Below are 12,944 nucleotides of genomic sequence, written 5' to 3'. Positions count from 1 at the left end.
AATGGCAGGCAGACCGCGCGAGTTCGATCGCGAACAGGCGCTATTGAAGGCGCGAAACTTATTCTGGCGCCAGGGTTACGAAGGCACCTCGATGTCGGATCTGGTGGCGGAATTGGGCATTGCTTCCGCGCGCATCTACAAGGCGTTCGGTTCCAAAGAGCAGCTGTTCCGCGAGGCGATCGCCAGTTATGAAACCGCGGAAGGCGGCTTCGCCGATCGCGCCTTCGCGCAGGAAAGCGGCATTCGCCCGGCGATAAAACGTATGCTGGAAGATGCCGTGTGGCTCTACAGCCGGCCGGATCTGCCGCAGGGCTGCATGGTAGTCTCCTCCGCCGCCAGCGTCAGTGCGGAAAACGACGGGCTCAAAACCTGGCTGGCTGAGCATCGGTTGCAGCGCACCCAGCAGATCGTCGAACGGCTGCGGCAGGCGGTGCAAGCCGGTGAACTGCCAGCCGACACCGACGCCGACAGTCTGGGTGACTTTTTCGCCGTCTTCCTGCACGGCCTGTCGATTCAGGCACGTGACGGCGTCACAGAAACGCGACTATTGGCGGCGGTGAACGTTGCGCTCACGGCTTTGGGCCGCGACGGGTAATCGATCGTTAGGCGCGCTTTTTATGTGGGAACGTATGGCTGAAGAGGAACTGCGTTCCTGACAAAATCCGCGATGTAAGGATTGGTATTTTCCGGCTTGTGGATCAGGGCAACCTGATACGGGATCTGTTCTCCACTCAGCGGGCAAAAAGAAACGTTTACCCAGCCGCTTTTTTGCATAAATTCAGGAACCAGGCTGACCCCTAATCCTGAAGCGACAAGGCCGACTATCGTTTCCATTTGTACGGCTCGCTGAACAACCTCAGGCATAAATCCTTCCTTTTCGCAGGCCTCAATAATAGAGCGATAAAGACCCGGCCCCTCCTGCTCCGGGAATAATATCCACGGTTCCCCGGCCAGGGCAGAGAGCGACAGCGCGCCGCTGGCGGCGGCAGGATGTTTATTCGGCAATACGGCAATCAACGGGCAGTTAAAAAATCGATGGTAGGACAGCTTCTGTATTGCGTATTCAGGAACAGGTAAAACCGCAATGCCGACGTCAAGCGAGTCATCCAAAAGGCTCGCAACCTGCCGCGCGGTCGTCATTTCGTTCAATTCAAGCACAACCTGCGGAAAAGAAAGGTGAAAACGGGCGATCATTTCGGGAAGTAAATGCCTGACGGCCGTGGCCACAAAACCGATACGTAACGCCCCTGTCATTCCCTGACCCGCACGTCGGGTCAGCAACATCGACCGCTCCATCTGCATGAGCGTCGTAACCGCTTCCTTCTGCAACACGTTACCTGCAGGGGTCAGTGCCGTTATTCGATTAGTTCGCTCAAAAAGCCGGGTGCCCAACGCCTCTTCCATTTGACGGATCGCTTTTGTCAACGGGGGTTGGGCCATGTGCAAACGCTCGGCCGCTTTGCGGATATTCATGGTTTCCGCAACCACAAGAAATTGGCGGAGCTGACGCAGAGTGAGCATATCGCGATACCTTAAATGTATTAAGAGGGCGCCACAATAGTATTAGACACATCAGGAAGACCACATGAAGATGCTTCCTGTATATATTCGTGGAGCAGAAATAACAATGAACATACTCAGATCGTTGTCACTGACTTACCGAAGCTTAAATCTGTTGCTGGCCCTCCTTGTGATGTCGGCATCATCCACGTCGGCTGCATCAGAAGAAAATGAAACCCCCGCGCCGATAAATCGAACCGACAGGTACATTTTGCTGGCAGGGGGAGAGCAACTCCACGTCAGGGAAGTCAGCCTGAAATCTGCGGGCAAGATAGCGCAACCGCCTGTGTTGCTGATTCACGGTGCCCGGGTCCCCGGCCTTGCCTCTTTTGATCTGCCCGTCAAAGGCGGCTCTTTGGCTGCAGACCTCGCCCTGGCAGGCTTTCGTGTGTATATCCTCGATCTGGGGGGATATGGGTTATCAAGCCGGCCGGCGGCGATGGATAGCTCCCCAGACCAGTCAGCGCCGTTGATCCGCACGGCGGATGCCGTAACCGATATCGCTCACGCCGTGCAGGCTATTCAGGCGTGGACCGGCGCCCCACGCGTTAATCTCCTGGGATGGGCGACGGGAGGACACTGGGCGGGAGCTTACGCGGCCCAATACCCGCAGAATGTGGAACGTCTGGTGCTCTATAACACGCTTTATGGCGGAACCGCCCATCATCCGCTGCTGGGACGGGGGTCGCCACTGGACGATCCTCAAAACTCCGGACACTTCAACACTGCCAAATTTGGCGGCTGGAGCCTGAACACGCGAGACAGTCTGTTTGTCGCGTGGGATAACAGCATTCCCGTGGCGGATAAAACACAGTGGCGGGATGAAACCGTTAAACGCGCTTACGCTGATGCCGCACTGGCATCGGACAGCACCTCGCAGCGCAGAACGCCGCCCAGTTTCAGGGCACCGACAGGCGCAATGGCTGACAGCTTTGAGCTGGCGATTGGCCGAAAACAGTGGTCGGCAACGGCCTTAACCACCGTTCCCGTGTTGGTTATTCGCTCAGGGCGGGATTTCTGGAGCCGGCCTGAAGATGTAAACGCCATCATGAAAGATGCCCCTTCAGCCGAAAAGTTGCTCATTCCTGAAGCGACACATTTTGTCCATCTCGATAGAGATAATGCCGGCAGAGAACGCTTTCTGCACGGTGTTGTCAGATTTCTGACGCCGCCTCAGCTCAAAAACGGCGCTTATTAATCTTCGGGCAGATCGACAATCACCAGCGTGCCTTCGCTGCCCGGCAACACGCGGTGCGGCACGCCGGCCGCGGCCTGATACAGTTGACCGGCCCGCACCACCACCTCTTCCCCCGCCACCTGCAACCGCAGCTGCCCGCTGATCACCAGCAACCCTTCGCTGTAATCATGCACTTCATCCGCAATGCTGCGCGCGTCCATGCGCAGCACTTTAATATTGGCCGCCCCGACGCGGCCCAGCACGGAAGAACGCCAGGCCTCGGGCAGTTCGGCCGCCTGCTGGTTTAAGTCGAACAGCATCGTCATACCTTATCGCTACAGAGGGACCGGCACTTTACTGCAAAGCCGTCACGTGCTGAAAGACGCATTGGTTGTAGATTATGCGCCGGCGTTCTGAGCCACCGCCTCACGCCGCAGCCACTGCCGTAGGTTTTCGCCCTCCTGCGACAGTTCGCTATCCAGGCGGGCGCACAGGTAATAATCCCGGCCGTCGTCGATCGGCAGATCGAACATTTTGATTAACTCACCGCTCTCAAGATACTGGGCGATTAACGGCTCGCGCATCAGCGCACACCCCAATCCCGCCTGCACCGCCGCCAGCGTCAGCAACCCGTCTTCGAACATCGGCCCGATGCTGCGCAGCGGGCGTTTAACGCCGGCCAGCTGAAACCATTGCATCCAGGTATTACGCTCCTCGTCGTGCAGCAGCGGCAGCGTCGCCAGCTGATCCGGCGTATCGAGCAAACCGTGCAGTTTGCTGAATGCCCGGCTGCACACCGGCACCATTTGGCCGGACATCAGCTTTTCGCTGCGATAGCCGGTCCACTGCCCAACCCCGAAGCGGATCGACAGATCGGCAGCGTCGCTCAGGTAATTGCGGTGGTTGGCGTAAACCACATTGATGTCGATTTCCGGATTTTCGCGCAGAAAGCCGCGCAGCCGCGGAATGAACCAGCCCATGCCGAACAGCGGGATCAGGCTGATGGTGACCTGCCGCGACGCGGACTGCTCGCGCACGTGTTCGGTCGCCTGGCGCAGCACGTTAAACGCCGAGCGGATCGAGCGGTAATATTCCCGCCCCTCGCCGCGCAGCACCAGATGGCGCCCCTGCCTTTCGGTCAACGGCATCTGCAAGAATGCCTCCAGCGTTTTCAACTGATGGCTGACCGCCGAAGGCGAAATCATCAGCTCCTTCGCCGCCGCGCTGATGCTGCCCAGGCGCGCGATGGCCTCGAACGCCCGCACGGCGCGCAGCGGCGGATCGTTCGGCAGCATCGGCAATGGCTCATCGTACTGTTCTGTTTTTTTCATATATCGATTGTTTTATGGAAAAATCGGAAGAAGGGTTTATTTAATATACATAAAAATCAAAGCATTAAAATCACTCGTTTTTTGTATAAGAAAGTATTTTTCCGTATTTTACAATTTTTTTAAATTCTCTACTGTGAGCCTCCTGACTCATTATTTCCGGACTCTCCCTATGGATACGCTGGTACAGCAGACCGTCAACGGTTTGATGCTCGGCAGCATCTATGCGCTGATCGCGCTCGGCTACACCATGGTGTACGGCATCCTGCGCATCATCAACTTCGCGCATGGCGACGTGCTGATGGTCGGGGCGCTCAGCGCGCTGTCGGCGATCGGCGTGTTGCAGCATCATTTTCCCGCGTTACCGCCCTACGCTACGCTGCTGCTGGCGGCCCTGTTCGCCATGGCCGTCTGCGCCATCACTTCGATGGCGATCGAACGGCTGGCCTATCGCCGGTTGCGCACTGCGCCGCGCCTGGCCCCGCTGATCAGCGGCATCGGCGTCTCGCTGCTGTTGCAAACCCTGGCGATGCTGATCTGGTCACGCAATCCCCTGATGTTTCCGCAACTGTTGCCGATGACGCCCATCGCCCTGACCGCAGGCAGCGCCGAACATGCGCCGGCGGTGATCACCGGCACCGCGATCGTCACGCTGGCGGTGGCCGTGGCGGTCATGGCCGGCCTCTGGCTGCTGGTCGAACACAGCCGTTTCGGCCGCGCCATGCGCGCCACGGCGGAAAACCCGCAGGTCGCCGGCCTGATGGGCATCAGTCCTGACCGCATCATCGTTCTGACCTTTGCGCTCGGCGGCGCGCTGGCGGCGGTAGCCGGCATTATGATGGCCAGCAACTACGGCAACGCCGGTTTCTCGATGGGCTTTTTGCCCGGCATCAAAGCCTTTACCGCCGCCGTGCTCGGCGGCATCGGCAACCTGCGCGGCGCGATGCTCGGCGGTTTGCTGCTGGGGCTGTTCGAATCGCTGGGCACCGGCTATCTCGGCGAGCTGACCGGCGGCGTATTCGGCAGCAACTACCAGGACGTATTCGCGTTTCTGGTGCTGATCGCCGTGCTGGTCTTCCGCCCCTCCGGGCTGTTGGGCGAACGCATCGCCACGCGCGCATAAGGACATCACGATGACCGTTTTAACTTCCACGCTTCCCCTGGCCACGCCTCGGCGCGCCAGGCTGGGGCTGACGCTGTTCATTCTCGCCCTGCTGCTGGCACCCTGGGTCGCGGGCGCCGCCGGCGGCAACTACTGGGTACGCGTCGTCGACTTCGCGCTGCTGTACCTGATGCTGGCGCTCGGGCTGAACATCGTGGTGGGCATGACCGGATTGCTGGACATGGGCTTTATCGCTTTTTACGCCGTTGGCGCCTATCTGGCCGCGCTGCTGTCGTCACCGCATCTGACGCAGCAGTTCCCGCTGCTGCTGCAGTGGTTCCCCGATGGGCTGCACCTGTCGATGCTGTGGCTGATCCCGCTGGCGGCACTGCTGGCGGCCGTGTGCGGCATTCTGCTTGGCGCGCCGACGCTGCGGCTGCGCGGCGACTATCTGGCGATCGTCACGCTCGGTTTCGGCGAGATCGTGCGTATTTTGATGCGCAATCTCGACCGCCCGGTCAACCTCACCAACGGCCCCAAAGGCATTTCCGGCATCGACCCGGTCAGCCTGTTCGGCCTGAAGTTTTCCGGCATGCATGAGTGGTTCGGCGTGCGTTTCTCCGGCCTGTACCTCTATTACTACCTGTTCGCCGCGCTGCTGCTGGCGATCCTGTTTATCAGCCTGCGGCTGCAAAACTCGCGCATTGGCCGCGCGTGGACGGCGATCCGCGAAGACGAGGACGCCGCGCGGGCGATGGGCATCAACACCCGCAACTTCAAGCTGCTGGCCTTTGCCATCGGCGCCACCTTCGGCGGCGTGGCCGGCGCGCTGTTCGCCGCGTTTCAGGGCTTCGTGTCGCCGGAATCGTTCACCCTGCAAGAGTCGATCGCCGTACTGGCAATGGTGGTGCTCGGCGGCATGGGGCACATCCCCGGCGTGATCCTGGGCGCGCTGCTGCTGGCCGCCCTGCCGGAGCTGCTGCGCAGCAGCATGGGGCCGCTGCAGCAGGCGCTGTTCGGCCAAGTGCTGATCGACCCGGAAATTATCCGCCAACTGTTTTACGGCCTGGCGCTGATCCTGGTGATGCTGTATCGCCCGGCGGGCCTGTGGCCGGCCCGCCACCTAAAAGGAAACGCCGCATGACGCCTTTGCTCGCTTTACACCACGTCAGCAAACGCTTCGGCGGCCTGACGGCGGTGGATGACGTCAGCATGAGCATCCGCCAGGGGGAGATCTACGGCCTGATCGGGCCGAACGGCGCCGGTAAAACCACCTGCTTCAACCTTATCACCGGTCTGTACCGTGCCGACGAGGGCGAATTTCGCCTGTCGGGCCAGCGCTACAGGCCCCAGGCGATCGATAAAGTGGCGCAGGCCGGCATCGCCCGCACCTTCCAGAACCTGAGGCTGTTCAACGAAATGAGCGTGCTGGAAAACGTGATGGTCGGCTGCCACGTACGCACCCGCAACGGCCTGTGGGCGGCGATCGCCCGCCACCGCCGCGCCAGGGAGGAAGAACAGGCGGTGCGCGACAAGTCCCATGCGCTGCTGGAGTATGTCGGCATCGGCCAATTCGCCCATTACCGCGCCGGCGATCTCGCCTACGGCCATCAGCGCCGCTTGGAGATCGCCCGCGCGCTGGCGACCGAGCCCCGGCTGCTGGCGCTGGACGAACCGGCGGCCGGCATGAACGCCGGAGAAAAAGTGGCGCTGCGCGAGCTGCTGCTGCGCATTCGCGACAGCGGCAAAACGCTGCTGTTGATCGAACACGACGTCAAGCTGGTGATGGGCCTGTGCGATCGCCTGACGGTGCTGGATTACGGCAAAGCGATTGCCGAAGGCGAACCGGCGCAGGTTCGGCGTGAACCGGCGGTCATTCAGGCCTATCTGGGAGGCGGCGCGCATGTCTGAAGCCCTGCTGAGCGTTAAACGACTCAACGTGTCTTACGGCGGCATTCATGCGGTCAAAGGCATCGATTTTACGGTCAACGCCGGCGAACAGGTCACGCTGATCGGCGCCAATGGTGCGGGCAAGACCTCCAGCCTGCGGGCGCTGACCGGGTTGCAGCCGTTCGAGGGAGACATCCTGTTCGACGGCCGTTCGATTCGCGGCGTGCCGCCGCACCGCTTGCTGCAGCAAGGGCTGGTGATGGTGCCGGAGGGACGCGGCATTTTCACCCGCCTGACGGTGCGAGAAAACCTGCAGCTGGGCGCCTATGCGCGCCGTGACAAACCGGCGGTGCGGCACGATTTCGAACGGGTATGCGCCACCTTCCCACGCCTGAACGAGCGCCTGCATCAACCGGCCGGGCTACTTTCGGGCGGCGAGCAGCAGATGGTGGCGATGGGCCGCGCGCTGCTCAGCCGCCCGCGTCTGTTGATATTGGACGAACCGTCGATGGGACTGGCGCCGATTGTGGTGGAGGCCATTTTTTCGGTCATCAAACAGTTAGCCCGTGACGGCGTCACGCTATTGCTGGTCGAGCAGAACGCTCGCCTGGCGCTGGAGTCTACCGATCGCGCCTATGTGTTGGACAGCGGCAGCCTGAGCCACAGCGGCCGCTCCGCCGACATGCTGGACGATGAAAAAATCAAACAGATCTATTTGGGTGAATAACCGTTGTTACCTTTAACCGCACCAGGAGTATGACATGCAGCAGAACTTTCGCATCAAGCCGTTGGCGCTGGCCGCCGTGACGATGATCCTGAGCCTCTCGGCGCTGGCGGACGACACCGTGCTGATCGGCCTGGCCGGGCCGCTGACCGGCCCTTCCGCGCGCATCGGCAAAGATCTCGAAAACGGCGCGCGGCTGGCGATCGCCGACGCCAACGCGCAAAAGCCGACGCTGAACGGCAAACCGGTCACCTTCAAATTGCTGTCCGAGGACGATCAGTCCGATCCGCGCACCGCCGTGGCCGTGGCGCAGCGTTTGGTCGACGAAGGGGTCGCCGGCGTGGTCGGCCACTGGAATACCGGCACCAGCATCCCGGCGGCGCGCATCTACCACGACGCCGGCATCGCCCAGGTGGCGCCGGTCGCCACCGGCCACGGCTACACGCAGCAAGGCTTTGACACCAGCTTCCGCGTAATGGGCCACGACGACGACGGCGGCAACTATGCCGGGCAGTATGCGGTGAAAACGCTGAAAGCCCAGCGCATCGCGGTGATTGACGATCGCACCGCCTTCGGCCAGGGCCTGGCGGACGAGTTCATCAAATCGCTGCAGGCCCAGGGCGTGCAGCCGGTCACCCGCGAGTATGTCGACGACAAGACCGTCGATTTCAGCGCCGTGCTGACCACCGTGCGCAGCAAAAACGCCGATCTGATCTTCTTCGGCGGCGTGGACTCCCAGGCGGCGCCGCTGGCGCGCAAACTGAAACAGCTGGGCATGAACGCGCAGCTGATGGGCGCCGGCGGCTTTGTCAGCCAGACCTTCCTGACGCTGGCGCAGCGGGAAGGCGAAGGCGTGGTGGCGCTGGAGCCAGGGCTGCCGCTGGAACAGATGCCGGGCGGCAAGGCGTTTGAACAAGCCTACCGCGATCGTTACCACACCCACATCGAACTGCATGCGCCCTTCGCCTACGACGCCACCCGGGTGCTGATCGCCGCCATCGAACAGGCCGGCTCGGCCAATCCGGCCGATTACCTGCCGAAACTGCGCGCCATACATTACCAGGGCGTGACCGGCGCCATTGCCTTCGATGCGCAGGGCAACCTGCAACAGCCGAGCTTCACCCTGTACCGGGTAGTGGACGGCAAATGGCAGCCGCAAACCGTGTTGGGCGGCGCCAAACCACAATAAATCATGAGGAGCAAGGCGATGAGCTGTGCAAACAACGAATTGGGCATTCTGGCCCGCAGAAAGATCGAAGCGGAGATCATCAAACCGATCTACCAGATTCTGGTGCGTGAAATCGGCAAGGTGCGCGCTCAGGCGGTGATCGGCGAAGCCATCGAGAATGCCGCCATCGCGGCAGGCAAGCAGTTCGCCGCACAGGAGCCGAACGGCGCGGATCTGCGCAGCTTCGCCGCCTTGCAGTACCTGTGGGAAAAAGACGATGCGCTGCGCGTCGAGGTGATCAACCAGGACGAACAGCACTTCGACTATAACGTCACCCGCTGCCGCTACGCCGAGATGTATCACGAGATGGGGCTTGGGGAAATCGGCCACCTGCTCTCCTGCGCACGTGACAGCCAGTTTATCGTCGGCTATGCCCCGGAAGTCGAACTGCAGCGCAGCCAAACCATCATGTCCGGCGCCCCCTGCTGCGATTTCCGCTACACCGCCAAAACGCCGGGAGAAGAGCAATGACGTATCGGGTCAACGGCGAGCGCCTGTGGCAAAGCCTGCACGCGATGGCGCAGTTCGGCGCCATCGCCGACAACGGCGTCACCCGGCTGGCGCTCAGCGAAGAGGACCGACAGGCGCGCGACCAGCTGCGTCTCTGGGCGCTGGAGGCCGGTTGCAGCGTGCGCGTCGATCGGATGGGCAACATGTTCCTGCGCCGCGAAGGTTCGCGGCCCGAGCTGGCGCCGCTGGTCACCGGTTCTCACGGCGACTCGCAGCCACGCGGTGGCCGTTTCGACGGCATCTACGGCGTGCTGGCCGGATTGGAGGTTATTCGCAGCCTTAACGACCGGCAGATCGTCACCGAACGCGCGATTGAAGTGATCAACTGGACCAACGAAGAAGGCGCGCGCTTCGCGCCGGCGATGATCGCCTCCGGCGTGTTCGCCGGGGTCTTCGATCTCGAGTACGGCCTGTCGCGCCGCGACGAGCATGGCGTCAGCCTCGGCGAGGCGCTGGAACGCATCGGCTACGCCGGTGAGCATCCAGTGGGCGGCACGCCGATCCATGCCGCCTTCGAGCTGCACATCGAACAGGGGCCGATTCTGGAAGCGGAACACCTCGACATCGGCGTCGTGACCGCCGCACAAGGGCAGCGCTGGTACGAGCTGGAAGTCGTCGGCTTCAGCGCCCATGCCGGCACCACGCCGATGGATCGCCGCCGCGACGCCCTGCTGGGCTTCACCGAGCTGGTGACGGCGGTCAACGGTATCGGCTGGGATTTCGCGCCCGATGCGCGCGCTACGGTGGGCATGGCGCAAATCACCCCCAATTCACGCAACGTGGTGCCGGGCCGGGTCTTTTTCAGCGTCGAATTCCGTCATCCAGAGGAGGCAACCCTGGAGCAGATGGAGCAGCGCCTGCTGGCGGCGGTAAACCACGTCAACGGCGGCGGCCTGACCGCTCGCGCCGAACGCATCTTTCAGTATCCTCCGATCGCTTTCGATCGGGGCTGCATCGACAGCGTACGCCACGCCGCGCAAGCCTTGGGCTATCGCCATCGCGACATGATTTCCGGCGCCGGCCACGATGCCTGTTATCTTAATCGCGTCGCTCCGACCGCTATGATTTTCATTCCCTGCGTGGACGGCATCAGCCACAACGAACGGGAAGACATCACCCCCGCCTGGGCCGCCGCCGGTGCCGACGTCTTGCTGAACGCGCTGCTGGCGCACGCCGACGCCTGAACTTCGCCCCGGTTTTTCGCCGGGGCAAAAAATATTCAACAAAACGGTTGAATATTAGCCTGCCTGTTCTATATTCAACCATATGGTTGAATTATCTTCCTCACAGCTGGACGCCATTTTTCATGCGCTGGCCGATCCGACCCGCCGCTCGATGTTACGCGCGCTGGCCGGCGGTGAACGCAGCATCGGCGAACTGGCCGCGCCGCTGCAAATGTCGTTCGCCGGCGCCTCCAAGCACGTGAAAGCACTGGAACATGCGGGCCTGGTGCAACGCACCGTGCAAGGAAGAAACCATATCTGCCGGCTCGAACCCGAGCCTATGGCGCAGGCCATGCACTGGCTGCAAACCTATGAACATTTCTGGACTGAACGGCTGGATGCGCTCGAACAGGCGCTGCAGCAGCCCGAACAGCTTCCTCCCAAGGAGTGAACCATGAATGATTACGGCATGATTATCGAACCCGGCACGCTGCGCATCCAGCGGCTGCTGCCCGGCCCCATCGAGCGGGTGTGGGCTTACCTGACCGAATCCGACAAGCGCGCCACCTGGCTGGCGGCAGGCGCCATGACGTTGGAAAACGGCGCGCCGCTGGAGCTGGAGTTTCGCAATTCCGATCTGGCGGGCGAGCACGAATCACCGCCGGCCAAGTACAAACAGCACGGCGGCTGCGTCAGCAACCGCGGCCACATCACTTGCCTGTTCCCGCCGCGCCTGCTGAGCTTTACCTGGGCCGAACAGGATCAGGGCCGCCCTTCCGAGGTGACGTTCGAACTGACGGAACAGGGAAGCGCCGTGCTGCTGACGGTCACCCACCGACGCTTGGCCAACCGCGACGAGATGCTCAGCGTCGCCGGCGGCTGGCACACCCATCTGGATATCCTGCTGGATCGCCTGCACGATCGGGCGCCGCAGCCGTTCTGGAGCACCCATGCCCGGCTGGAGGAAGAGTACCGCGCCCGCCTGTAATTACGTCTCGTCCCTGCGCCTGAACGCCAGATAACCGGCGATCAGCGTAAAACTGCCGACCAGCAACACCAGCAGGATAAAACCGTGGTGATTGCTGGCCAGCGGGATCCCCCCCACGTTCATGCCGAAGAAACCGGCGACGATATTGATCGGCAGCGCCAGCACGGTGATCACCGTCAACGTATAGAGCGTGCGGTTATTCTGCTCCATCAGCTTGGCGCCCAGCTCCTCCTGCAGCAGCCGGATGCGTTCGGTCAGGCTGGCGAGATCGTTCAACACCACGGTGAACTCTTCGGTAAACTGCCGCAGATCCTGCACCACCTCACGGCTCAGCCAGGTTGGCGGGCGGTTCAACAGGCGAAACAGCGCGGCCGGCTCCGGCGCCAGCAGGCGCTGAAAGCGCAGCAGCATGCGGCGCATGCGCCCCAGCTCGGCGCGGTTGCGTTTGACGCGGCGGGTCAACAGGCGGTCCTCGATGGTATCGACATACTGGTTGGCCTGCCGCACCACCTGCTCCAGCACGTCCTCCTGCTCTTCCAGCAGGTGCGCCAGCAGTTCAGTGGACGAGGCCAGCTGCAGCGCCGTCAGGCGGCCGAGCAGCCGTTCAATGAGTCGCACCGGTTTGTGGCGCACGGTGACCACCAGCCCACGGCAGCAATAGAGCCACAGCGTCGCCGTTTCCGGGTTACTGTCCTCGGGGTGGAAAATCACGTCGTTGAGCACGGCGAACAGATCGTCGCCCTGCCGCTCGATGCGCGTGGTGTGGGAGCCGTGGCGAATCTCGTGAAAGAAAAAATCGGAAATGGCGAAATGATTTTTCAGCCACTTCTCCGCCGCCGCGTGGTTGAGATTGAGGTGCAGCCAGATAAAACCGTTGCCGGGCGGCAACGCTTGGTAGGCCTGGCAAACCTGCTGCGAGTTCAGGCGCGCCGGCGGCTCACCGGAACGAAACGCATGGCCGTAGATCAGCCCGGTCACTTCATCATCGAAATCAAGCTTGTGCATCTTTTCCGCTAACCGTTGCACCATAACGCCTTATCCTGCCTCTCGCCGTTAACCCAGATCGTCCCCGCTGTTATAGCAATCTTTATCTATCGGCGTTAATGATTTTCAGCGTTCCCGATGATTAATATTTTCGTCATAAAAGCGTCATCACCATTCAACATCGTTTTCATCCCTTGCCCGCTCAGCGACCGCACAATGGCAACATGAATATAGAGACTGGTACCCTCCATCACGCAAGACATATTTATTTAAGGAACACGACCAATAAG

15 protein-coding genes are annotated in these 12,944 nt (G+C 61.5%); 11 read left to right on the top strand and 4 right to left on the bottom strand.

The features are described 5' to 3' along the window. The first annotated feature begins 1 nt into the window (after window position 1). Window positions 2–595 (top strand): TetR family transcriptional regulator, encoded by a 594-nt coding sequence (locus ACUTSC_RS02175; protein WP_197767286.1) that lies wholly within the window; start codon window positions 2–4, stop codon window positions 593–595. A gap of 20 nt (window positions 596–615) precedes the next feature. On the opposite strand, the gene ACUTSC_RS02170 is transcribed toward ACUTSC_RS02175, so the two are convergent. After that, complete coding sequence (locus ACUTSC_RS02170) at window positions 616–1,521, bottom strand: LysR substrate-binding domain-containing protein (protein ID WP_197767287.1); 906 nt, start codon at window positions 1,519–1,521, stop codon at window positions 616–618. Between the two features lie 64 nt (window positions 1,522–1,585). Between ACUTSC_RS02170 and ACUTSC_RS02165 the strand changes: the two genes are divergently transcribed. Beyond that, a complete protein-coding gene (locus tag ACUTSC_RS02165) occupies window positions 1,586–2,758 on the top strand; it encodes an alpha/beta fold hydrolase (RefSeq protein ID WP_197767288.1) in 1,173 nt (390 codons plus the stop codon). Here the strand turns inward: ACUTSC_RS02165 and ACUTSC_RS02160 are convergent. Beyond that, window positions 2,755–3,057, bottom strand: coding sequence for a cupin domain-containing protein (locus ACUTSC_RS02160; protein WP_197767289.1), 303 nt, complete (start codon window positions 3,055–3,057; stop codon window positions 2,755–2,757). The genes ACUTSC_RS02165 and ACUTSC_RS02160 overlap by 4 nt on opposite strands. Before the next feature lie 78 nt (window positions 3,058–3,135). Further along, window positions 3,136–4,068 carry a LysR substrate-binding domain-containing protein gene (locus tag ACUTSC_RS02155; RefSeq protein ID WP_197767290.1) on the bottom strand — a complete coding sequence of 311 codons (933 nt, stop codon included), beginning with the start codon at window positions 4,066–4,068 and terminating at the stop codon, window positions 3,136–3,138. A 169-nt stretch (window positions 4,069–4,237) separates the two neighbouring features. On the opposite strand from ACUTSC_RS02155, the gene ACUTSC_RS02150 reads away from it, so the two are divergent. The 9 genes from ACUTSC_RS02150 (at window position 4,238) to ACUTSC_RS02110 (ending at window position 11,670) form a co-directional block, all read left to right on the top strand. Then, entirely contained in the window at window positions 4,238–5,188 is a 951-nt protein-coding gene (locus ACUTSC_RS02150; protein ID WP_197767291.1) for a branched-chain amino acid ABC transporter permease, read from the top strand. 10 nt (window positions 5,189–5,198) lie between these two features. After that, window positions 5,199–6,311, top strand: coding sequence for an ABC transporter permease subunit (locus ACUTSC_RS02145; protein ID WP_197773190.1), 1,113 nt, complete (start codon window positions 5,199–5,201; stop codon window positions 6,309–6,311). Further along, on the top strand, window positions 6,308–7,078 hold the full coding sequence (locus ACUTSC_RS02140) for an ABC transporter ATP-binding protein (RefSeq protein WP_154746248.1): 771 nt from the start codon (window positions 6,308–6,310) through the stop codon (window positions 7,076–7,078). Before ACUTSC_RS02145 ends, ACUTSC_RS02140 begins: the two co-directional genes overlap by 4 nt. Next, complete coding sequence (locus ACUTSC_RS02135) at window positions 7,071–7,784, top strand: ATP-binding cassette domain-containing protein (RefSeq protein ID WP_197767293.1); 714 nt, start codon at window positions 7,071–7,073, stop codon at window positions 7,782–7,784. The genes ACUTSC_RS02140 and ACUTSC_RS02135 overlap by 8 nt, the downstream gene beginning before the upstream one ends. Before the next feature lie 82 nt (window positions 7,785–7,866). After that, entirely contained in the window at window positions 7,867–8,970 is a 1,104-nt protein-coding gene (locus ACUTSC_RS02130) for a branched-chain amino acid ABC transporter substrate-binding protein (protein WP_443006778.1), read from the top strand. A gap of 18 nt (window positions 8,971–8,988) precedes the next feature. After that, window positions 8,989–9,480, top strand: a complete 492-nt coding sequence (locus tag ACUTSC_RS02125) for an L-2-amino-thiazoline-4-carboxylic acid hydrolase (protein ID WP_060439876.1) — start codon at window positions 8,989–8,991, stop codon at window positions 9,478–9,480. Further along, window positions 9,477–10,703, top strand: coding sequence for an allantoate amidohydrolase (locus ACUTSC_RS02120; protein WP_197767295.1), 1,227 nt, complete (start codon window positions 9,477–9,479; stop codon window positions 10,701–10,703). The genes ACUTSC_RS02125 and ACUTSC_RS02120 overlap by 4 nt, the downstream gene beginning before the upstream one ends. Before the next feature lie 82 nt (window positions 10,704–10,785). Then, the gene (locus tag ACUTSC_RS02115) at window positions 10,786–11,133 is read left to right on the top strand and encodes an ArsR/SmtB family transcription factor (RefSeq protein WP_060706566.1); all 348 of its coding nucleotides are present in this window, start codon (window positions 10,786–10,788) and stop codon (window positions 11,131–11,133) included. A 3-nt stretch (window positions 11,134–11,136) separates the two neighbouring features. Beyond that, window positions 11,137–11,670 carry an SRPBCC family protein gene (locus ACUTSC_RS02110; RefSeq protein ID WP_060420889.1) on the top strand — a complete coding sequence of 178 codons (534 nt, stop codon included), beginning with the start codon at window positions 11,137–11,139 and terminating at the stop codon, window positions 11,668–11,670. Here ACUTSC_RS02110 and ACUTSC_RS02105 read toward each other — a convergent pair whose 3' ends face one another. Further along, complete coding sequence (locus ACUTSC_RS02105) at window positions 11,671–12,699, bottom strand: transporter (protein ID WP_084827756.1); 1,029 nt, start codon at window positions 12,697–12,699, stop codon at window positions 11,671–11,673. Window positions 12,700–12,944: the final 245 nt, after the last annotated feature.

It is taken from the genome of Serratia sp. TSA_105.2 (assembly GCF_052692115.1).
Note: the sequence above shows the minus strand (reverse complement) of the source record. Positions and strands in the feature narration are given on the sequence as shown.